Below are 22,588 nucleotides of genomic sequence, written 5' to 3'. Positions count from 1 at the left end.
ATAGAATTTACCAGTTTTATACTTGTTTTGTCAATCATTTTGAATGGAGAAATTTATGAACTTTTCAGCAAATTAATAAAGTGAAACTTTATCAGTGGGGTTCTGCTCATCCTCCACTAATTTTTAGTTGCACCAATCGGGATTTTCCAGGCCCTTAATCCCCCGCTTAGTTTCCTTAAGGTCTTGATGTGGGCGTCTTACTGCCAACCAATAAGGGATAAAAGAAAAACACAGAAATGCTCCTGTGCTTTTAGTTTGACTTATTATTGCTGCCATAAAACCAGTCCACCTTTGCTTCATCCCAAAAGGTAGCGGCAGAAGCAGGTGATTTCATTTGCTCGAGAGCAATTTGCCGGCGAATTTCTTCTTTAACTTCATCGTAAGAATAATTTTTCCCGTTAATTTTCCCTTCGAGTTTTAAAAGTGCGTACCCTTGCTCCACCTTAATTGGTTTACTGTATGTACCCTTTTTCAGCTTCTTTGCAGTTTCAATATAGGGCTTAGGGTAACGCTCATCCTCTTCACTAATATACCCAATATCCCCACCTTCATTAGCTGAAAACTCTTCAATAGAACGTTCCATTGCTAATGCAGAAAAACTTGAACCTTGAGACAGTTCCTTTGAAGCCTTCTCTGCCTCTTTTTTTGTTTTTACAATAATATGTGATATATGATAGAAAGTTGGAACATTGAAAAGGCTTTTATTTTTTGCATAATAGCTTTTTAACTCTTTATTCGATACGACAACGTCTTTGGTCAAAAGTTCTTCTAAAAGAAGGCTAGCACGAATTTGTTCCTTCCACTTTTTCTCATTCTTGATGTTTTTTTGGCTAAAAGAATGATTAGTGGTTTGGAGCATTCTGAATTCCCGTTCAACCTCTTGATCAGATATTTTTATCTTATATTTTGCTGCCATTTCTTCAATAACCCTTTGATCTATCATTTCCTTTAAAACATCTTTTCCATACCTTGCTTCTAGTTCATTAAGCCAATCCTGTCTTGAGATCGTCACTTTCCCTACCGTTGCTACGGCCTCTTCATTGGCCAATACTCCAGATGCTTCATTCACCTTCGATAGGAAAAAGACAAGAGTCAGGCAATTCAGCATAATAAGGGCAGCAATAACCATCCAAAGCTGCTTTTTCCCCAAATTTCTCTCCCCCATTAAGAAAAGCGCAAGCGCCTGTTTAGCGGCCTAAGGACTGGAATGCTTCGACTGAGATAAATGAAAACTCGCCGACTGGCAAGCCGTAAGGCGCTGACAGAGGCGAAGTTGAATGATGCGTTCAGAATTCAGGAAATAAACTCTGATTAGCTAAATAAAACACAGAGAGCGAAAGCAATCCACTGTTAATTTATCTTAGGGAGAAGCGTGAAGTACACTAGCCGCTAGGCACTGACCTAGTCAATAACTTTTCTAATCTTCTATAAAAGCTTATTTGGTAGCCTTTTTAAGCTCCTCTAATTCTTCCTTCGAAAAGAGGTATTTTTCATTACAGAAGTGGCAATGAGCCTCAGCCTGGCCGTCTTCTTCAATCATCGCATTTATTTCCGCAGTCCCTAAGCTCGCAATAGCATTAGCAAAGCGGTCCTTTGAACAATTACATTGGAATTGAACCGGCAAAGTTTCTAACACCTTCACTTGCTCTTTTCCAAAAAGCTCTTCAAGGATTTGCTCAGGTACTAGCCCTCGTTCAATTAATTTCGAAATAGGCTCAATCGTTTTTAACCGTTCTTCTAGTTTCGAAATAATTGGATCTGGAGTTCCAGGCATCAATTGGAAAATAAATCCCCCTGCCGCTAAAATAGTATCGTCCGGATTAACCAAAACCCCAACACCAACCGATGAAGGTACCTGTTCAGACGTTGCAAAATAATAAGTAAAGTCCTCTCCTAATTCTCCTGATACAAGTGGAACCTGACCGGAAAAAAAGTCGCGGAGTCCTATATCCTTGACAACAGCTAACATACCGTCCGTTCCAACAGCGCGGCGGACGTCGAGCTTACCATGCTCGGTTGATTCAAAATCAACCTCAGGATTTGTTACATAGCCGCGAACGTCCCCTTTCGCATTACTGTCAACCACAATTGGACCAAGCGGACCGCCGCCATTGATTTTTATCGTTAGTTTATCTTCACCCTTAAGCATGGCACCCATCATGACCCCTGCGGTCATCGCGCGGCCAAGCGCGGCTGAAGCCGTCCGCCATGTTTGATGACGGCGCTGCGCCTCACTAACTGTTTCCGTTGTGCGAACAGCGTATGCTCGAATATTACCATCAAAGGCTAGTGCCTTAACAAGATAATCTTTCATTGTAAAACCCCCTTCCAAAAAGCAAAGAAATATAAATTTTGACTTCGAGAATTGTCCAGCTCCATAAGAATAAGCTTCGGAAGCGATACCTCGCACGAAGGAAAAGCGTTAGCTTTTTCGAGGAGCGCCAAGCGGCTAGTGTACGCCGCGCAAAGGAAGCTTACGCTTTTCTTACTAGGTTATCCTATATTTCGTTTATAAATAAGCTGTAATCCTTTTAAAGTTAAAAATGGGTCAACTACATCAATGATCTTCGATTCTTGAGCAATTAATGGGGCTAGCCCTCCCGTCGCAATCACAGTTGGGTTCTTATCGCTTTGCTCCATCATCCGTTTGACAATTCCCTCTACTTGTCCAACATACCCATAGACAATACCGGCTTGCATGGCTGCCACAGTGTTTTTCCCAATTACCCCTTCAGGGCGGGCAATTTCAATTCGCGGTAATTTGGCCGCTCTCGAATAAAGGGCCTCTGTCGAGATACCTACACCAGGAGCTATCGCACCACCTAAATATTGACGTTCCTCATTCACATAACAATAAGTGGTTGCTGTTCCGAAATCGACTATAATTAGGGGGCTTCCATACTCATGAATGGCAGCAACTGCATTGACAATTCGGTCAGCACCAACCTCCCTAGGGTTTTCATATTTAATATTCAAGCCTGTTTTTATTCCTGGTCCAACAATGAGCGGCTTAATATGGAAATATTTTTGGCACATTCTTTCTAGTGCGAACATGATTGGAGGAACAACTGATGAAATAATAATCCCGTCAATATCGGAGAAATTGAGGCCGGAGTGATCAAACAAAGCCTTAATATTCATTCCAAACTCATCTTCAGTGCGGTTTCGATTCGTTTCAACCCGCCAATGGTATTTAAGTTCATCCCCATCATAAACGCCTAGAACAATATTGGTATTACCCACATCAAATACGAAAATCAAATCTATCACTCACTTTTCGGATTTTTCTTTTTTAACATGCCAACATCATACCATAAATCGTATAGGCGTGAAAAAAAGAGTGCTTCAGGGGAAGCACTCAGTCACAAATTACTTATAATCAATTTCGTCAGGAGGGGTTTCCAAAAAGGATTTTTCCTCTTTTGCGACCTCATCCTTTTTCGTACCAATGTTTACTTTCACATCTTCTGCCTTTTTTGGTTCAATCCTCACAGCTTCTAAGCTGATAGATGGATCCGGCATATGACCATGATCAACTAAATATCTTATTTGCTCAGCATTAAGAGTTTCCACTTCAAGAAGGGTTTTCGCAATGAGATCTAATTTATTGCGATTTTCAGTGAGAATCTGTCTTGCTCTTTCATAAGAATCTTTGATAATGCGTTGAATTTCAAGGTCAATTTCATAAGCAATTGCATCTGAATAATTTTGTTCATTATGAATATCACGACCAAGGAAAACCTGACCACCTGATCCCTGACCAAACTGAAGTGGACCAAGCTTATCACTCATGCCATATTCAGTAACCATCTTACGAGCAATTGCTGTCGCACGCTGGAAGTCATTATGGGCACCAGTACTTACTTCACCAAAAACAATTTCTTCAGCTACACGGCCGCCCAATAATCCAACAATCTTATCAAGCAATTCCGGCTTGGTCATAAAATAACGATCTTCTCTTGGAAGCATAACAGCATAGCCGCCGGCTTGACCACGCGGTACAATCGTTACCTTGTGAACCATATCGGCTTCATCGAGCACCAAACCAATAACGGTATGACCACCTTCATGAAAGGCAACAATATTACGTTCTTTTTCCGAAATGACGCGGCTCTTTTTCGCTGGTCCAGCAATAACACGGTCGGTTGCTTCATCAATATCAGTCATATCGACCTTCTTCTTATTTTGACGGGCTGCCACTAGGGCCGCTTCATTCAATAAGTTTTCTAGGTCTGCACCGGAAAAGCCCGGTGTACGCATGGCCACATTTTTTAAATTTACAGATTCATCTAATGGCTTATTACGGGCATGGACTCGAAGAACTGCCTCACGTCCAGTTACATCTGGTCGGTCAACGGTAATTTGACGGTCGAAACGTCCCGGACGAAGAAGTGCAGGGTCGAGAATATCCGGACGGTTGGTTGCCGCAACAATAATAATCCCTTCGTTTGCACCGAATCCATCCATTTCAACTAGCAATTGGTTCAAGGTTTGTTCGCGCTCATCGTGACCGCCGCCCAAACCTGCACCACGCTGTCGCCCTACAGCGTCAATCTCATCGATAAAAATGATACATGGCGCGTTTTTCTTTGCATTTTCAAATAAATCACGGACACGGGATGCTCCGACCCCAACAAACATTTCAACGAAGTCAGAACCACTGATGGAGAAGAACGGAACACCCGCCTCACCGGCAACCGCACGGGCAAGTAATGTTTTACCTGTCCCTGGAGGTCCGACAAGAAGGACACCTTTTGGAATCCGTGCTCCTAGTTCAGCAAATTTACGTGGGTCTTTAAGGAACTCGACGACCTCAACTAATTCAGCTTTTTCCTCATCTGCACCTGCAACGTCTTTAAAACGAGCCTTTTTCTTATCATCGTTATAAAGCTTTGCTTTCGATTTACCAAAGTTCATGACACGGCTGCCGCCGCCTTGAGCTTGGTTTAATAAGAAGAAAAATAAAATAAAGATAATCACGAACGGAATAATTGATGTAAAAAAGGTAACCCAGCCACTAGTTTCCTTTGCCGGCATCACTTCCACTTTTGAATCTGACTTATCAATACGATCCAAAATCTTTTCGCTGTTAGGAATATAGGTTATAAACTTTTTATTTTTCACTTGAAGCTCACCACGAACTTCATAAACCCCTCGTTCAGGCTGCATCGAAAATGATTTTACTTCACCACTCTCTAATTGCTGAACGAACTTATCATATGAAATATGATCGGTCGGTTCATTGCTTCCATTAAAGAAGCTCACTACGCCAATAATGACTAAAAATATCAATAAATAAAAGATGGTATTACGGAAAATCCGATTCATCTCTTACCTCCTCCCGCAAGTAAAAACTATCTTAAATAGTATCATAGAAAATCTTACTAATTCAAGGAATTGCTCTCAGTTAAATGGGTCTAGATTTCCAAAACTATTTGAACTTCCACCCGACAATTACTTATTACCTATTACCTATTGCTTATTGCTGTATACTTCTGGTTTTAATACACCAATATATGGAAGGTTTCGGTATTTTTCGATGTAATCCAAACCATAACCGACAACAAACTCATCTGGAACAATAAATCCAACATAATCTGCTTTAATCGCACTCTTTCTTCCCGTAGGTTTATCAAGTAAGGTGACAATCTTGATAGACTTTGCTTTCCGGTAACGGAATAAATCAACCAAATAACTGAGCGTCAGGCCGCTATCGATGATATCCTCGATAATTAATATATCCCTGCCTTCCACAGAAGTATCTAAATCCTTTAGGATTTTTACTTCTCCAGATGATACCATTGCATTACCATAGCTTGAAACATCCATAAAATCCATTTCTAGATAGCAATCCATTCGTTTTAATAAATCACCCATAAAAGGCATTGCACCTTTTAAAACACCAATCGCCAGCGGGTATAGGTCTTTATACTCTTCCGTTAACTCTGCCGCTAACGCTTTTATCTTCTCTTGAATTTCCTCTTCTGATACTAACACCTTTTCAATATCCTGTTTCATCATAAATGCGCCCCCTAGAAGATTGTTACTTATCATATGTGAGTAGTATATATCGTTTTGCCGTGTAATCTATACCTTCAAAAGAAGATTTTTTTAAACCTGGTAACCAAATAATACAATCTTCTTTATCCGTTATGACTGGCCATGTTTCTCGGTCTTGAATGGGAACCTTCTGATCAATAAAAATATCCTTTAACTTTTTCGACCCTCGCATCCCTTTTAGTGTCATTCGATCGCCCTTTTTCCTTGTTCGAACTACAATTGGTAAGTGAATACTTTCAACTTTAAACAAGGCTGTGTATTGATTTGTCTTAGGAAGTTCTCCATCTGAATAATCGATACGAATACTCCCACCATTTGGCAGTTCTATTTTCCCCGGCTCTTTTATTTCATAAAGATAAGCTTCAGCCTTAGTTACTTGTAACTGGAAAGATAGGTGATAGTAGGAGCGAATTACTTTTAATCCATTAGGAAAATCAAGTTTACCCGAAGGCTCCTGATGATGGATTAAGAAAAAAACTTGATCGATATGTATAGCAGAAAGTGAAGCTGGTTTTTCATTGTAAAGATATTTTAATATTAGTTGAATCCCTCTCCTTTGTAAAGGTAAAGGCACTCGAAGAAATCTTTTAATGTCAATAGTAATTTTGCCCTCTTCTTTGGCGGTGATTACTGGATTTATTTCCTTTTCAGTTAATTCCTGTAGAAATAGCTCATCGGATTGGATTTCTTCACTGAACCGCTGAAAATGTTCGTGAACATGATGATTTTCTGTCTTTAAAAAAGGAAGAACTTGTTTACGAATTCGATTTCTACTATAAATTCCCTTTTCATTGCTTGGGTCTATCCTAGGAGTAAGACTGTGGTTTTGACAATACTGCTGAATCTCATCCTTCGTTAAACCTAAGAAGGGGCGAAATAGGGTACCTTGCTTAAAAGGTCGTGAGAATGGAATTCCTGCTCTAGCCTTTCCACTGCTTCCTCTTGTTAACCGCATCAGGATGGTCTCAACTTGATCATCTCCATGATGGCCAAGAGCTAAATAAGAGCAATCATATCTCTCCATTATTTCCGCGTAAAAATGATATCGGACTTCTCTTGCGGCGATTTGCGAACTTTTTCCTGTAATGCCCATTAATTCTGTTACGTTTACTCTTGTCATTTCAAAAGGAATATCGTATTGTTCACACATCCTTTTGACAAACATTGCATCTTCGTATGACTCCTGACCACGAAACATATGATCAACATGGGCAACAATAATAGAAAGATTCCGCTTATCCTTTATCCCCTGAAGGTAGTGGAGAAGAGCTAAAGAATCCGGTCCACCTGATACACCAACAACAATTTTCTTATTATAAAGCTCGAATGAGTGTCGGTTAAGTAATGCTTCAACCTTGGATTCCAACATATGATTGCACTCTTTCTAAATCAAAATTTTTCTAGTTTATGCTTTGAGAATGATCAACATTAACGACTAGTGGTTATTGAACTTCACTAAACAGGCGTTTCTGTTTCTATTTAGCTTACCACTAACGATAATTAACTATCAAAACTTAGGCATTACAATCGAATTAGAAATTTTTTCATGTGTATTATTATCTCCTTTTATATACGAACTAAGTAATAAATAGTTACACACATTAAAGTAATTTATTAAATGTGTACCAGGCATATAAAATACCAAGAATGACAGCTATCAGTAAAAATTCCTTCCAGCCGCTCTTTTTTCTCTTCTTTCGATAGGTTTGCCTTGTCATTGGCTGACTTGCCTTTGCATTTTTCACTGAATTTTGACTGGATGCAGGACTAGTCGCTTTGATTGGTGGTAAAGGAGGGTCTGAAATCCTTTTATCAACCATTTGATCTAGTAAATCTGCTCTCATTTGCTTTGCATTCGTGTAATGCCCCTGCAGCGCTTTTAAGATTACTTTTTCAAATCTTAGCAGTTCTGGTTTTTGCTGAATCGCTTTTCTAAGCTGTGAGACACCTCCTGTTGTTTTCGTAAATCTTTTTGGATAAGCTGTGCTGATCATAATCATTGCTGCTGCAAATAAATCATAAGACGGCTCCGCTCTCCTGGAACCTAAGCCCCAATAGCCTCGGTCATAAAATTCAGTGAATTCCTTAATAGCCCTGCCTTGAATCGTTGTACCTCCCACATCAATGCATCGAATTTTAGGCGGAGGGCCTGTAACAATTAAGTTCTCTGGTTTTAAATCACCAAATACCCAGCCGTTTTCATGGAGTTTATCTAAATCGCTCAGCAACTGTAAAAATAAGACTGTCGTCCACGATCTACCCTTTTTCTGTAAAAAAGACAGGAGGTCGGGTCCTTGAATATATTCCATGACATAAAAAGAAATAGTTCCCCGATTACTTTTCCAATCGTCGACATCAAGCAAAGAAGGTCCGAGGGGAGACCCCTGGACCTTTGCAAAGGATTTTAATACATTTACCTCAGAGGTGATAGACATCCCATTATCACTCATTTTCAAAGCCACTTGAGTATTTTTGTGCTTTGCAAGGTAGACCACCCCGTTTGCTCCAAAACCAAGTTCCTTGATAACCGTATATTTATTTGCATGCCATTTCCCTGAAATGATTGTCCCGGGACCTACTTTACATTGACTCTTCAAAGTATGATTCATCATCACGTGAAAGTCGGCTCCTTAATGATTGTTTTTGATTGAACGAAGATAGGGCTGTCCGTAATGCCGGACCGGTCGGTGTAATCCCTCCGATAGACAGCTGGGAAAAGACATTTGTCAAAGATTGTAGCTTTGGTGTCCAATCCAGCAATTTTTCGACATCATTCTTTTTCCCGGGAAATACATAAACAGAAAATTGGTTTTCACCGGTTCGGGCATTTAGGCTTAGCGATAGGTCAAGAAGGGCTTCCTTTACTGTCGGAAGCTTATGTTTCATACTTGCGCTTGTATCGACAAGAATCAACACTTCTAATTCGACAGTTTCTCCTAATTCATCAACGACCTCCATAACCTCACCCCGTTTTTCAGGCGGCAGGTCCTCCATCGTTTGCGAACGACCCAATATTTGCTGCAATTGACTATTCACGACACCTTGAATCGTTTGATTCATCGCTTTACGGGTTACCATTTGCACAGTATGTGAAAGCTGCTGGGCATAGACTATCTGACTGACACCTCCACCTGATAAGGCAATTCCTTCAATTTCAGTCATTCCCTTTTCATCAATTACATCCTGTTCCATGACGCCAATGACATTGACCGTAATTCCCTGCTCCTTCGCAAGGGCAGCCATGGCAATTGGATCGTCTCCCTGATTTGAACAACCATCTGTTATTAATAAGATTTGGCGAATCTTCCCTGTATACATAATCTTCCCCTCCGCTTAGCGTATTGATACCATTTTCGACGGGATAAAGGTGATTTATACATATTTATCGAGAAGTCTGCCTAAAATAAGTGGTTAAGCCTGTCGTTTTAATTTGCTGACAGGAATGCTGGCCCATTTCGGTGTATTATGCTTTATTTTGGCCACCGTCACGGTCATATCATCATCAATAATATCCGCCTTAGAACGAATAACCTCCTCTAAAATTAAATCGGCTATCGCCTGTGGATCGTCTGTTTCTAATTCCAGCAGTTTTCGTTTCATCCATAAATCGGAATTTTCCACATGCTTTGGCCCCTCAAACACACCATCGCTCATCATGACTAACAAATCACCAGCTTTTAATTGCTCACTGACGACATCGACTTCCAACTCTTGGAGAATGCCCATCGGCAGATTACTAGCCTGGATTTTAATAATTTTTTTGCCTCTTTTAATAAAACTTGGTGTCGAACCAATTTTCAAAAATTTTGCTGAGGCATTTTTCAAATCAATCATCGCTAAATCCAGGGTAGAAAATATTTCATCTGTTGTCCGTAATGAAAGGATGGAATTAATTGATTTTATCGCCACCTTCTCTTCAATTCCTGATTGTAATATTTTTTGTAGCAGCTGCAGTGTTTCTTTACTTTCATAATGGGCTCTTTCACCATTTCCCATGCCATCACTAATCGCTATCGCATACTTGCCTAAACCGAGCTCTATGGTTGAAAAGCTGTCACCAGATACTAACCCACCATCCTTGGCAGCATGTGCCACCCCTGTTTCCACGGTAAAGGCCTTAGACGACCTGAATGTCACATGACAAAACCCATTAGGATAGGTTGCACATTCCTCCTTATTAACGACAATTGTTTCTCCAAGTATATCCGAAACACAAGGTGCAATTAATTTCTCACACTCTCCATACCCATTACAAAATGGAATGGACATTTCGATATCCACATTCCCTTGGTCCAAACTATAAATTTCTACCTGTTCAATATGAATCCCAAAGCCCTGAAGCGCTTCCATAATTTGTTCTTCCTGCTTGTGATGATTTTCCCTTTCGCGCTGAATCTCCTTTGCAAAATTTTCCATAACTTCAGAAACACCTAATAATTGATCAGCAACAAGCCTGCGGCTCTCCTGAACCTGTTTCTTTAATTTTTGATTGGCTTGAAAAAAGGTTAATTCCTGGCCAATCGTCTTATATACTTTTTTAGAACGGGTACAGAGCTTATCCCATTCTCTTGCAAGTTTTGGAGAAACATTCCCATCATTTTGATCCATTTCGTGAATAATTTCTTCCATATAGGCATAGGTTGTATTAAAATTCTTTGCCCAACATTGTTCTTTTTTGAAGCATGTTTGACATGTCTTTTCCGTTACATTGCTCATAAAGAGATCCATTTCCCGATGGTCTTTCTCTTCGTCCGGAAGTTCTTCCATTTGCGTAAAACTCTTTGAAAGGGCATGGAACACATTTGAAAATTGTGACACCCGTTGTGCTGTTACATCACGCATTTTCCTCATATATTTTTGCTGCTCGGCCGTGTATTCCGGTGTACCTGGAATATATTTTGCTAATCTGGAAGTAAACGTTTGTGGTGTAAGTAGAAATAAAAATACAGCAGCCGTTGTTTCTAACACCGTCAGTAATAAGGAGCCGCCGCCTTCGCCATACATGCCGATGAGAAGGGTGGCAATAAATAGTCCAATCGAAACACCGATTTTTTTCCCTTCCTTTAGTAAACCGCCAAGAACACCCGAAAAAGCTAATAAGCTCATGTGAGAAAAGCTCGAAACACTAGCCAAACTAAATATTAGCCCGGTCACTACACCTACTGTTGAACCAACCGTTGCACCGGCAATAAATGAAAATACCAATACTAGATAGCGGGACATGATATGTTCAAGCGACAAATCATAAATCTTCCAGCCAATGGTTCCTGTCATAATCGAGGCAAGCATGATAATTAAGCAGACGATTTCTTCTGTTTTTAACAACTGCCTCCTTTTATTCAAGGTTAATAATGGAATGCTTTGCAAAAAAATGAGTGTCAATATAAAAGCCAGACTTGCTTGTACACCGATCATCATTAAATCATACATCGTCAATTGCTGTGATAGGATGAGTGCTTCGCCCAATTTTCCAATTCCCAAAATAATGCCGACATAAAAAGGCAATGCTCTCAATTCATTTGTCAGCCACTTTTGACTGATTCGAAAAATAACTAAGAAGAAGATAGTGACTATGAAAGTAAAAGTTGCATTTGCGATTGACAAGGTTGCAGCACCGACAATGAGTCCGATTAGAGCAAGCGGTGCCCGGTCACGTTTAATTATATAAACGGAGGCGAAAAACGGGAGACAAAACGGGGTAAGCTTCGCTAAAATTAAGGCTCGCCCAAGCAAAAAGCCCACCAATAATAAGAGGTATCCCTTTTTTATAAAAAAGGATTCGATCACTTGGTAAAATTTCCTCAGCCCACTCTCCAAATTCCATTTTGATGAACGAAGGTTGACTTCTCCGACCGGTTCTATGAAACTTACGTTTACCTTTTCCATAAATCACACTCCCTATTCTTTCATCGTTGCCCACTATTATAGAATTAATAGAATTAAAAGTTTGTCAAATCAGTGAACAAGATAAATAAATCCTTCGACGGTTTTCACTATAATCATTCAAATAACATTACCTATCTTGATTTCTGTCGTAATAGGGTGACTCATTTTTACTGCGCTCCGCCCCTTTTTCCATACAAAAACAAAAAAGGCAGGTCATATAGACCTGCCTCTGTTTATAAGATATTAAGTGAAACCTGCCTTATCCGATTAAAAGCGAGCAACAAGTTAACCCCGTCTAGCTCCTCTTCCTCCGCGCTTGGACTCCGTATGACGCTTTAAGGAAGATAAACGATCCTCACTATCTTTTAGGAATTTTGCCATTTTTGTTTCAAAATTTTCTGGTCTTGCATTATTACGATCGTTTGCTCTGCCTTGACGAGGTCGTTGCGAGTGTGAGTGCGAATGTTGTTTTCTTTCTGGCTCTGGTCGATCCTTTGCCTTTTTAATCGATAGGCCTATTTTCCCATCTTTCTCAACATTGATGACTTTTACCTCAACTTGATCGCCAACTTTAAGATGGTCGTTGATATCTTTCACATAGTTATCAGCAACCTCACTGATGTGTACGAGTCCTGTTGAGCCATCAGGCAACTCCACAAACGCTCCGAAATTTGTAATCCCTGTTACCTTTCCTTGTAACTTGCTGCCTACTTCAATTGACATAAAAAGAATGTTCCTCCTTAAAATGATAAAAAATCAATCTTACTATATATTATACAGAAAGTAAAAATTCAGTGTCAATAAGACGCCTCATTGGTTCATTTTTCCTTCTTTTCTTTAGGGATATTAAAGATAATTTCATTTTTTTCTGAGAAAAAGTACTCTTTTCTTGCCAATTTGGCAATGTAATCATCATCATTTAACTTTATAATATCCTCTTTCAGAATTTCCTGCTGCTTTTTTAGTTCCGTCAGTTCTCCAGCAATCTGCTTCTTTTGCGCAATTTTCGCATCAAGTTTGGTGGTTTGGGAAAGATAACTGGAAATCATCAGATACGATAGTAAGCTCGCAAATACCAAAAATAGCGAGAGCCGCCTTATTAATAATTTCCTTTTTCTAGCTGATGCTATTTCCGCATATTCCTGCTGCTCGACATAACTTGTCTGGATTTTTGACACATTTCTTTTTCGTTCCGCTCCCAATTCCCGTTAACCTCCTCACTCTTTTTTCTTTTTCCATCTATCAATTAACTTACTAATATAATTCCTGATTTTCTTAAAATTTCCTGCTGCTCTATTATATAACTTCTCGACGGTTTTTTTAAGACCTTTCGGCAAAAGTTTCCATAAAATTAATAATATTTTTTGCAATGGTATTAAAAATACTTTTAGTATAAAGAATAAAACCTTTAAAGCAAAGTTGACAAGGGTCTTAAGTCCCCTGCCAAGTACAAGAATGATGGCCATCACTAGATGAATAAGACCACGTACGGGTTTATAAACCAGGAGATGAAAGGTTTTCTTCATAAATCTCGAAATGGAAATTATTGTATCAATTACCATCTCAAGCAAACTCTGATAGATCCCTTTTAACAAGCTCTGATAGGCTGCAAACCCGCAAATAAGCGCGATAAAGATATAAAATCTCAATTCTCCATTATTAACCGTATATAAGGTGTAAAAAATAAGCAAAGCTTGGATGATCCAAAATAACAAATCATTTAGGAAGACAATCCACATTTTTCGTTTCGGCCGATTTAAAAAGCGTTGATACGTATCAAACATGACGCCAAACAATGACCCCATTCCTATCATAGAAAGCATGGTAAGAAATTGCGTCGAAAGGGTCATCGGAATAACTTGCTAAAGAAGCCTTTAGCTTTCTCCCCATGCTGCTCATCTAAGTAGACTAAATCGAAAATCTTACCTTTGATGGAAACGATGCCTTTTTCAACATCTAGATTCTTCATTTGCAGATTTTGTCCTTTGATTGCCAAAAATCCCATCGAAGTTTCCAATAAGAATTCCTCATTATCAAAGCTTTCTACTTGCTTCACCCCGGTAATATCAAGAAGCTTTCTTCCTCTCATGATGACATCATGATCTGGAACACTGCTTTTCGGTGGATTGTTCTCATAGTAGTGGCTCATCCTTCATCCCTCACAATCATTTGTACAACCTTTTTGTAAAATGTATGTGAAAGACGTCTGAAATAGAACAAAAAGCGAAAAGCGCAAGCGCCTTCGGAACAAGCACAGCTTGTTCCTGCGAGGATTAATCTATGGAGCTTTCCTTAGTGATCAGGCGCTCAAGCTAGACACAGACTCCGTTTAGTCTGTTGGGTTTTCCACTGAACCAAGTCTCTCTTCCTTCAAAATGGTATACATCTCTGCCGCTTCCTCTTTACGAGACATTTCTTGAATCCGGTCAATTCTTGCAGTCACCTTTCTTTGCCCGAGTCGAATCGTTAATTCATCGCCCACTTTTACAGTCGAACTGGCCTTTGCCTCTTTTCCATTAATTTCAATCCTGCCTTGGTCGGATACCTCTTTGGCCAATGTTCTCCGTTTAATTAATCTTGATACTTTTAAAAACTTATCTAAACGCAAGATAACTTCCCCTCTTTTCTATAATACTAGAGTTACTATCATTTCACTTCGAGAAATGTCCGGATCCAGCGGCTGATGTACTTTGCTCTTTCCTTATAATCCTGTTGATTTTGCTTCGTCCCAGAACTGGTCGAGCTCCTCAAGCGTATATTCCTCAAACGGCTTGCCGCTTGCCTTTACTTTTCCTTCAATATACTGAAACCGGCGCCTAAACTTTTCGTTTGTTTCAAATAACGCTTCTTCCGGATGAATTTTTAAGAATCTTGCCACATTGACAAAAGCAAATAATAAATCACCAAATTCCTTTTTTGCACGTAGGAGGCCTTCCACGGTTCCATCCAATTCATCGATAAATTCATTAAGCTCTTCCTTCACTTTCGCCAAAGCAGGGGTAATTTCCTGCCAGTCAAAGCCAACCTTTGCCGCTTTCATTTGCAGCTCATATGCCCTTAACAAATTAGGTAAGGATTTAGGGACTCCCTCAAGGAAAGAAGCCGGTGCTTCTCCTTTTTCCTGTTTCTTAATTTCCTGCCAATTGTAAACGACCTCTTCGGCATTTGCAGCACTAACATTCCCAAATACATGGGGGTGCCTGCGAATCATTTTAGTGGACAGTCCTTCAATCACATCATCAATGGAATAATACCCATCGTCCTCACCAATTTGTGCGTGCAACATTACCTGCAGCAAGACGTCGCCAAGTTCTTCAATTAGGTGATCAATATCTTTGTTATCAATGGCCTCAATGACTTCATAGGTTTCTTCAATTAAGTACCTTTTTAATGATTCATGGGTTTGTTCCTTATCCCATGGGCAGCCATTAGGACCTCTTAATTCGGCAATAATCTCGCGCAGCTTGGAGAAATTTTTCAACAAGATTTGATCTTCTGTCACTGGCGGGACATAGACCGAAGTGAGGTTGTTGATGGATACATTCCGATCTAACTCATACAAGGGCACTTTTTCTATGATTTCATTTTTACTTCCTGCTGCTGTTACGATATACACTTGGTAATCATCCGGTAATTTGTCCATTAAGGTTAACTTTACATTTGAAGCAACGAATTGGTCGTATACCTGACTAATAAATATATGCTGATCTATTTGCAGCTGGCAAGCATGGAGTGCTGTGCCATCAAGCAATTGAAATCCTTCAATCGGGTCAATTTTTAATGAAGCAAATAGGGCATCAATAAAGCTCTGCCCGCCGCCAATGATGATTTCAATTTCTTCCTTCGGACCATATTCCAAAAGAAGCTGTACGGTCCGCTCGGCAACGAGCGGATGTCCCGGAACAGCATAAATTACAGGTTCAGTTTGTGCCCTTGTCAATAACGTCCTGGCGATTTCCTCATATACTTGCTCAAACTGATCGTATTTTTCATAGATACTGTCAAAGGAGATATAGTTCAATCCTTCTTTTTCCAGTTCAGAAATGACTGGATGTTCTTTTGTCCTTAAAAAAAGCAGACGTGCTTGAAGTAATTTCTTATACACTCCAACCGGCAGTTGCTCAAGGTCACCTGCTCCTAACCCAACAATTTCAATTTTTTTGACCATTGGTTAATTCCTGTCCTTTCATGAGAAAAGCGCAAGCGCCTTGCTCAGCCCCGTCAAGCACAAGACGAGCCGGCCGAAAGGTTGTTTTTTAACCTTTTGGACGGATTGGCTTGTGACCTCGAGGGGCTAGGCGCTGGAGCTAGACAATTCTCGAAGTCGAAAATTTTATACTTTCTTTTTAAGTAAATAAATTAGTTTGCTTCCAAATGGGAATAAACTTAGTTCTTCCTCTAGAAACACGTTCCCTCTAAAGATGATGACTAAAAATAGCACACCTCCGAGTGAAGCAGCACTTAAGGATTGCAAGGCAGCCCCTAACCGTTCTGACCCAAGCCTGTCAATAAAATAATTAGTCAAAAATAGATAGCCTTTTAAAAATAGAACCATCGTTATTGCCGCCGTTAATAATATCCCTAAAAAACGAATCTTTAACAGCCGAACTGGCATCATTTTTTTAAATTTAATACATAGGAGGATTGTTACCAGCCCCAAAGCCAGCAGGGTAGAAACAGCGGCCCCCATTGTTCCTAATAATGGGATGAACACAATATTTAACAAATATTTAATCGGGAATGACACCACCACTGCTAATGCAGGAAAAAACAGACTACCGAGTCCCTGCATTATGGCGATGATGGTTGAAATTATCGAAGTAAATAGAATAACAAAACTAAGAACTCCTAATACCGATGAGCCATTTGCATTCTCAAACAGCATGGTATTGGTAGGCTCGATAATAGCCCACAAACCTGCAGACGCACCCAGTCCAATGACCACGCTTACCTTAACGGCCACTTGAACTTTGTGATTTAAGAATTCTGGTGTTGCCGCTAATCGTGCGCGGCTAATGAGCGGGACAAGTGTTAACGACATGGAGGTAGCAGCGACTGTCCCCAATTGAATTAGGGGCTGACCGCGGTCAAAGACTCCCTTTAAGCTTTTGGCAAGATCTTGTTCCATCCCGCTTGATACCAATAAGGCATATAAATTTAGAGAATCCGCTAATTGCATAAATATGATTAGCATTCCGCTTAGACAAATCATCAGCCCTTGAAAAGAGAGCAGCTTAACAATCCGAATGGCTTCCAAAGAGTAATTTTGAAACATTCCCCGCCTTGGGGCGATTACTTTCCATTCTTTACGTATCCATAAAAACATAAACAAAATAAGGCCGGAGATTATACTTCCTGTAATAGAGCCAAACATTGCCCCGCCGCCGACCAGATAGAGGGAATACCCTTTTTGCATGAACAAATAAGATAAAAAGATAATCGTCAAGACACGGATCGTTTGTTCTCCAACTTGTGATAAAGCAGTCGGGACCATGTCGCCAATACCTTGATAATATCCTCTTAAGAGCGAAACAATCGGAAAAGTCAAAAACACAATCGAGACAACTCTTAATAATATCGATAGATGCGGGTCGTTCATCCAATGTGCAATTTGATCGGACCCGGTATAAAGAATAAGAAAACAAAGGAAGCCAACTATCTGTAAATAAACAAAGGATACGAGGAGAAGCAGACGGGATTTTCCATCGTCCCCTTTTTCCCTTTGCTCCGCATATAGCTTCGAAATCACAACCGGGAAGCCTGTCGTCGACAGGATCATCGCCATCCCATAAAACGGGTATACTTGTTGATAGATATAAAAACCAATATCCCCGACGATGTTTTGAAAAGGGATCCGGTAAAAGGAACTTAATATTTTTGTAATTATCGCCGCAATGGTTAGGATAGCGGCTCCTCTAAACAGTGCCTTCGATTGATTCACGGAATTCATTGAATTCATTACTTCACCCACTAAAATATAAACTCGACAGTTATTATAGCACATAGAAAAGCGGAACCGACGAAGCAAGACAGTTATTAATGTATAAAAAAGTAAAAAAGACAGCTTACGCTGCCTTTTTCCGATAGATAAGTTCGATGTACTATGACTCCATCTGTCTTGCTAAGAACCCTGCAGCTGTTTCCACAGCTTTTTGTTCTACTTCGCCTAATGTTCCTTCTTTAGAGAAAATAATAACTGCACCAATTGGGTCCCCATTTGCAATAATTGGCCCAATGGTATAGGAAGATACCGCTTCATCATTTCCATCAACTAAAGCTATATCTCCTTGCTGGGTATGAAGAATCGAGTTACGGTCCTCCATTGACTTTTCAACTAAATCACTGATTTTTTTATTTAAATAATCTTTTTTAGAACTGCCAGCAAGGGCAATATACGTATCTCGATCACAGATTAAAACAGGATTACCGAGGCTGTCAAATAGGGCTTCTGCATATTCTTTGGCAAAATCGCTTAATTCGCTGATTGGTGAATACTTCTTTAAAATGACTTCCCCGTCACGATCCACAAAAATCTCTAACGGATCCCCTTCGCGAATACGCAGTGTTCTGCGTATTTCTTTGGGAATGACAACACGACCCAAATCATCAATTCGACGAACTATTCCAGTTGCTTTCATCCAATGTTGCCTCACTTTCATCTGATGATTTTTCAACTTGGTAATGATAATCCTTCCTTTTATTGAATTCATCACCAACTTTGAACTTAGTATCTTTCATCTGGAAAGTTCTATACACAATCGGAATATTTTTTCACAAATATTGAGAAAAAGAAAAGCGGACGCTCCCAGCGATAGCGGCATTATGGCAGAAAAATAACATCTTATTTTCACTTTTATGTTTCTAATTCACAGGATTTTCCTGCCCTCTCTTAGCTAAAGGGATTCCTTTAATCATTTCAAGGGCCACATGGAGCCATTGTGTTGTCCTATACTCCTTAATACCAATGACTATTTTTAGCCTAGAGCCTTCCATTCCAGGGTTAACATTTCTCCCAAATTGACCGCCAATATGGAAGATTTTACTTCCGTCTATTGTTTTTGTAACCTCGTCACCAACTAAAATGGTTACCTCCTGCTTCGCTTGTTTAATCTGATCAACACCATTTTTTAAGGCATAAACCTTCATTTCAGCAATTTGGAACAAGTAAGAAACCTCATCCGGATATTCACCAAAACGGTCAAGCATTTCCGTTTGCAGCTCTTCAATATCCTCCAGTGACAATAAACCCCTGAACCGTTTATACATCTCAATCTTCTGATGCCCATCCTTTATGTATGTATCCGGAATATAAGCATCAATCTCAAGATCAATTTCAACTGATTTTTTTATTTCAGTTTCAGCTCCCAGCTTTCCTTTTCGTTCTTCAATCGCTTCCTTCAGCATTTGTGAATAAAGGTCAAAGCCGACGGAATCAATAAACCCGTGCTGCTGGGCTCCTAATAAGTTACCTGCACCCCTTATCGATAAATCACGCATTGCAATTTTAAAGCCCGATCCTAATTCCGTGAACTCTTTAATGGCTTGGAGGCGTTTTTCAGCGACTTCGGTTAACACTTTATCCTTTCGGTACGTGAAATAGGCGTAGGCTACACGATTGGACCTACCAACGCGCCCGCGGAGCTGATAAAGCTGAGAAAGTCCCATTCGGTCCGCATCAAAAACAATCAAGGTATTGACATTCGGAATATCAACCCCCGTTTCAATAATGGTCGTACTCACGAGGACATCAAATTCGCCAGCCAAGAAACTTATCATGACCGATTCTAATTCATTTTCCGACATCTGCCCGTGGGCGCACGTCACACGGGCGTCAGGGACAAGCATGGAAATTTCCTCTGCCTTCCGTTCAATATCTTCCACCCTGTTATATAAAAAGTAGACTTGTCCGTCACGGGCAAGTTCCCGTTCGATTGCCTCCCGCACCAGTGATCCATTGTACTCCATTACATAGGTCTGTACAGGAAAGCGATTTTCCGGTGGCGTTTCAATGACAGATAAATCTCTAACACCCAGCATCGACATATGAAGTGTTCTTGGAATCGGTGTTGCCGTCAATGTTAACACATCGACATTGGTTTTTAACTTCTTTATTTTCTCCTTGTGAGTAACACCAAATCTTTGCTCTTCGTCGATAATTAACAGCCCTAAATCACGGTAAACAATATCCTTTGAAAGCAGGCGATGGGTGCCGACCACAATATCGACTGACCCAGCCTTTAAGCCCTTCATTGTTTCTGTCTGTTGCTTTTTGGAACGGAAGCGGCTTAATAGGCCAATATTAATCGGATAATCCTGGAAGCGTTCCCTTAATGTTTCGAAATGCTGCTGTGCCAAAATCGTGGTCGGCACAAGGAATGCTACCTGCTTTCCGTCAGCAATCGCTTTGAAGGCAGCCCTGATTGCTACCTCTGTTTTTCCGTAACCAACATCCCCGCACAATAGGCGGTCCATCGGGCGTGGCCTTTCCATATCCTTTTTAATTTCATGAATCGAACGAAGCTGATCCACTGTCTCTTGGTAGGCGAACGATGTTTCAAACTCCCTTTGCATATCCCCGTCTGGCGAATAAGGGTAGCCTACAGCTGCTTCTCGTTCTGCATATAACTTAATTAAATCGTCAGCAATATCTTGAACCGAGGATTCAACCTTCTTCTTTACCTTTTTCCAATCGGTGCCTCCGAGCTTATAGACCTTTGGCTCTTTTCCTTCCGAACCAACATATTTCTGAACAAGGTCAATTTGTTCAACAGGCACATACAGTTTATCTGTCCCCTGATAACGGATATGAAGATAATCTTTATGAATTCGATTAATAACAAGCGTTTCGATTCCTAAATACTTACCTATCCCATGATTGACATGAACCACATAATCGCCAATTTTAAGCTCAGAATAACTCTTTATTCGTTCCGCATTGGAAAGCTTTTGCCGGTTGGCAGACTTTTTCACACGTTTATTAAATAATTCTTCCTCGGTGATAACCGCTATTTTCTGGATGGAAAGTTCAAAGCCCGAATGCAGACTGCCCTTCATAATTTGTACTTTACCTGGTAAAAGCTGCTGATTTTCCTTAATAATACTGCCATCAATCTCATAATCCTCGAGGACGCGCTCGAGCTTTTTAACCCGCTCTCCATCTGCTCCTAAAAATAAAATAGAATAATTACCTTTTTTCCACCTGTCGATTTCCGCTTTTAATACATGCATTTGTCCATGGAAGTTTTGCATTTGTTTACAGGAAATATTGATAATATTTTGCGGACTTGTATTGGCGACATGCCGTAAAAACAAGGACATATAAAGGGTCGGGAATTCCTTTTTTTGCAAAAGCGCAGGCAAGTCATGAGAAATGTGTAAATCATGGATGATCTTACCTTCTGCAAGTAAACCGGTATACCATTCTGCCTCCTCTTTAATGAGGGAATCATTCATCTCTTGGACCCTGCTAATTTCATCAATAAACACGAGTCCATTCTTAGGAAGGTAGTCTAGTAAACTAGTAGGCCGGTCGTAGGCTAGTGATAAGTATTTATATACTTGATCAGGCTTTTGACCGTTTTTTAACTGTTCAAGTTCTTGAGCGATATTTTGCGTCAGCAGCATTTTATCTTTATCGTTTTTAAGTTTGCTAAGACTATAAGCTAAGCCCTCTTCAATCTTGCCAATAATCTGGCTATAATCCTCCTCTTCTAGCAGGATTTCTGTTGCTGGTCCAATCAAAATCTCGTTAACCTTTTCTTTAGATCTCTGGTCATCAAGAGAGAAATAACGGATGGATTCAACTTCCGTGTCAAACAATTCAATTCTCAGCGGGTTTGCTTCCGTAAGAGGGTAAATGTCGATAATACCGCCCCTGACGCTGAATTCCCCTGGGGTTGAAACCATTTCCGCCCGTACATATCCCATTTTGACAAACGTAGGTAATAGCTTATCACTATCTATTTCTTCCCCTAATTTTATTGACAGCTGATATTGTTTCCATAATGCCTTGGGAGGAATGATTTTCTTTAACCCTGCAATCGGTACAATTAAAACACCAAGGGTTTGCTTACTCCAGTGGTTTAATGCTTCTATTCTTTGAGCCTTTAGTTCCGGACTGGCAATACTTAGCTCAGCAGCAATTAATTCATTTGCCGGGAAAAGAAAAACTTCTTTCTCACTTAATAGATTAACAATATCATCATAAAGTTTTTGTGCTTGTAATAGATTATGGGTTACCAGTATGATGGGCCGTTGCATCTGTTCGTAAATGGACGCGGTTAGCACCGTTCTAGACGAGCCAGATAAGCCTGCAATCAACTGTTCCTTCAACCCTTCCTCCACTCCTGAAATAACAGAGTGGACATCTTCCTGCTGAAGGAATAAGGACTTTAATCCGTCCAAGAGTTTCTCCTCCTTTCTCAAATTTCATAATAATAGCATTGTTATAGTAGAAAATAATAAATAGAAAAACGTTTTGGAGTTTAATCCAAAACGTAAATGGCGTACACGTCACCATCTATTATGGAAATCAACTTATTGAAAGAACAAACCTAACATATTAAAGGCGGTGTAAGCAGAGCTGAACTTTACTTATTCTAAGTAAAAATGTTAATTTTTTGCTCAGATTAAATAAAATGAT

General features: G+C 40.0%; 18 protein-coding genes. All 18 read right to left on the bottom strand.

Translation table 11 applies throughout. The features are described 5' to 3' along the window. Positions 1–250: 250 nt before the first annotated feature. Positions 251–1,150, bottom strand: coding sequence for a peptidyl-prolyl cis-trans isomerase (locus M5A78_RS21790; protein WP_248737381.1), 900 nt, complete (start codon positions 1,148–1,150; stop codon positions 251–253). A gap of 285 nt (positions 1,151–1,435) precedes the next feature. Next, complete coding sequence (gene hslO / locus M5A78_RS21785; RefSeq protein WP_248737380.1) at positions 1,436–2,314, bottom strand: Hsp33 family molecular chaperone HslO; 879 nt, start codon at positions 2,312–2,314, stop codon at positions 1,436–1,438. Positions 2,315–2,493: 179 nt separating this feature from the next. After that, a complete protein-coding gene (locus M5A78_RS21780) occupies positions 2,494–3,261 on the bottom strand; it encodes a type III pantothenate kinase (protein WP_248737379.1) in 768 nt (255 codons plus the stop codon). 108 nt (positions 3,262–3,369) lie between these two features. Beyond that, a complete protein-coding gene (gene ftsH / locus M5A78_RS21775; protein ID WP_248737378.1) occupies positions 3,370–5,328 on the bottom strand; it encodes an ATP-dependent zinc metalloprotease FtsH in 1,959 nt (652 codons plus the stop codon). A 144-nt stretch (positions 5,329–5,472) separates the two neighbouring features. Next, positions 5,473–6,018, bottom strand: a complete 546-nt coding sequence (gene hpt / locus M5A78_RS21770; RefSeq protein WP_454786408.1) for a hypoxanthine phosphoribosyltransferase — start codon at positions 6,016–6,018, stop codon at positions 5,473–5,475. Between the two features lie 25 nt (positions 6,019–6,043). Beyond that, positions 6,044–7,429, bottom strand: a complete 1,386-nt coding sequence (tilS, locus tag M5A78_RS21765; RefSeq protein ID WP_248737376.1) for a tRNA lysidine(34) synthetase TilS — start codon at positions 7,427–7,429, stop codon at positions 6,044–6,046. 232 nt (positions 7,430–7,661) lie between these two features. Beyond that, positions 7,662–8,672 (bottom strand): serine/threonine protein kinase, encoded by a 1,011-nt coding sequence (locus tag M5A78_RS21760; RefSeq protein WP_248737393.1) that lies wholly within the window; start codon positions 8,670–8,672, stop codon positions 7,662–7,664. Next, positions 8,641–9,378 carry a VWA domain-containing protein gene (locus M5A78_RS21755; RefSeq protein WP_248737375.1) on the bottom strand — a complete coding sequence of 246 codons (738 nt, stop codon included), beginning with the start codon at positions 9,376–9,378 and terminating at the stop codon, positions 8,641–8,643. Before M5A78_RS21755 ends, M5A78_RS21760 begins: the two co-directional genes overlap by 32 nt. Before the next feature lie 93 nt (positions 9,379–9,471). After that, positions 9,472–11,946 (bottom strand): stage II sporulation protein E, encoded by a 2,475-nt coding sequence (gene spoIIE, locus M5A78_RS21750; protein ID WP_248737374.1) that lies wholly within the window; start codon positions 11,944–11,946, stop codon positions 9,472–9,474. A 285-nt stretch (positions 11,947–12,231) separates the two neighbouring features. Then, entirely contained in the window at positions 12,232–12,669 is a 438-nt protein-coding gene (locus M5A78_RS21745; RefSeq protein ID WP_248737373.1) for a S1 domain-containing RNA-binding protein, read from the bottom strand. Positions 12,670–12,764: 95 nt separating this feature from the next. Next, entirely contained in the window at positions 12,765–13,148 is a 384-nt protein-coding gene (locus M5A78_RS21740) for an FtsB family cell division protein (protein WP_248737372.1), read from the bottom strand. Positions 13,149–13,163: 15 nt separating this feature from the next. Continuing rightward, the gene (yabQ, locus tag M5A78_RS21735) at positions 13,164–13,796 is read right to left on the bottom strand and encodes a spore cortex biosynthesis protein YabQ (protein ID WP_248737371.1); all 633 of its coding nucleotides are present in this window, start codon (positions 13,794–13,796) and stop codon (positions 13,164–13,166) included. Next, complete coding sequence (yabP, locus tag M5A78_RS21730; protein WP_248737370.1) at positions 13,793–14,095, bottom strand: sporulation protein YabP; 303 nt, start codon at positions 14,093–14,095, stop codon at positions 13,793–13,795. Before yabP ends, yabQ begins: the two co-directional genes overlap by 4 nt. A gap of 180 nt (positions 14,096–14,275) precedes the next feature. After that, on the bottom strand, positions 14,276–14,554 hold the full coding sequence (locus M5A78_RS21725; protein ID WP_248737369.1) for an RNA-binding S4 domain-containing protein: 279 nt from the start codon (positions 14,552–14,554) through the stop codon (positions 14,276–14,278). Positions 14,555–14,647: 93 nt separating this feature from the next. Then, the gene (locus M5A78_RS21720; RefSeq protein ID WP_248737368.1) at positions 14,648–16,114 is read right to left on the bottom strand and encodes a bifunctional methyltransferase/pyrophosphohydrolase YabN; all 1,467 of its coding nucleotides are present in this window, start codon (positions 16,112–16,114) and stop codon (positions 14,648–14,650) included. Positions 16,115–16,279: 165 nt separating this feature from the next. Further along, positions 16,280–17,905: a putative polysaccharide biosynthesis protein gene (locus M5A78_RS21715; protein ID WP_319942325.1), complete on the bottom strand. Its 1,626-nt coding sequence runs from the start codon at positions 17,903–17,905 to the stop codon at positions 16,280–16,282. Between the two features lie 142 nt (positions 17,906–18,047). After that, the gene (gene spoVT, locus M5A78_RS21710) at positions 18,048–18,584 is read right to left on the bottom strand and encodes a stage V sporulation protein T (protein ID WP_319942324.1); all 537 of its coding nucleotides are present in this window, start codon (positions 18,582–18,584) and stop codon (positions 18,048–18,050) included. Positions 18,585–18,807: 223 nt separating this feature from the next. Further along, positions 18,808–22,350 (bottom strand): transcription-repair coupling factor, encoded by a 3,543-nt coding sequence (gene mfd, locus M5A78_RS21705; protein ID WP_248737367.1) that lies wholly within the window; start codon positions 22,348–22,350, stop codon positions 18,808–18,810. Positions 22,351–22,588: the final 238 nt, after the last annotated feature.

This window comes from Neobacillus rhizosphaerae, assembly GCF_937468385.1.
Taxonomy (GTDB): Bacteria; Bacillota; Bacilli; order Bacillales; family Cytobacillaceae; genus Neobacillus; species Neobacillus rhizosphaerae.
The sequence above is the reverse complement of the archived record's forward strand: the minus strand, read 5'-3'. Positions and strand labels throughout refer to the sequence as shown.

What these genes read in the sequence shown, in the direction of transcription:
- M5A78_RS21760 (WP_248737393.1), bottom strand. Translation starts at nt 8,672, where the DNA reads ATGATGAATCATACTTTGAAGAGTCAATGTAAAGTAGGTCCCGGGACA.
- yabQ (WP_248737371.1), bottom strand. Translation starts at nt 13,796, where the DNA reads ATGACCCTTTCGACGCAATTTCTTACCATGCTTTCTATGATAGGAATG.
- M5A78_RS21755 (WP_248737375.1), bottom strand. Translation starts at nt 9,378, where the DNA reads ATGTATACAGGGAAGATTCGCCAAATCTTATTAATAACAGATGGTTGT.
- hpt (WP_454786408.1), bottom strand. Translation starts at nt 6,018, where the DNA reads ATGAAACAGGATATTGAAAAGGTGTTAGTATCAGAAGAGGAAATTCAA.
- M5A78_RS21745 (WP_248737373.1), bottom strand. Translation starts at nt 12,669, where the DNA reads ATGTCAATTGAAGTAGGCAGCAAGTTACAAGGAAAGGTAACAGGGATT.
- yabP (WP_248737370.1), bottom strand. Translation starts at nt 14,095, where the DNA reads ATGAGCCACTACTATGAGAACAATCCACCGAAAAGCAGTGTTCCAGAT.
- spoIIE (WP_248737374.1), bottom strand. Translation starts at nt 11,946, where the DNA reads ATGGAAAAGGTAAACGTAAGTTTCATAGAACCGGTCGGAGAAGTCAAC.
- tilS (WP_248737376.1), bottom strand. Translation starts at nt 7,429, where the DNA reads ATGTTGGAATCCAAGGTTGAAGCATTACTTAACCGACACTCATTCGAG.
- spoVT (WP_319942324.1), bottom strand. Translation starts at nt 18,584, where the DNA reads ATGAAAGCAACTGGAATAGTTCGTCGAATTGATGATTTGGGTCGTGTT.
- ftsH (WP_248737378.1), bottom strand. Translation starts at nt 5,328, where the DNA reads ATGAATCGGATTTTCCGTAATACCATCTTTTATTTATTGATATTTTTA.
- hslO (WP_248737380.1), bottom strand. Translation starts at nt 2,314, where the DNA reads ATGAAAGATTATCTTGTTAAGGCACTAGCCTTTGATGGTAATATTCGA.
- M5A78_RS21715 (WP_319942325.1), bottom strand. Translation starts at nt 17,905, where the DNA reads ATGAATTCAATGAATTCCGTGAATCAATCGAAGGCACTGTTTAGAGGA.
- M5A78_RS21720 (WP_248737368.1), bottom strand. Translation starts at nt 16,114, where the DNA reads ATGGTCAAAAAAATTGAAATTGTTGGGTTAGGAGCAGGTGACCTTGAG.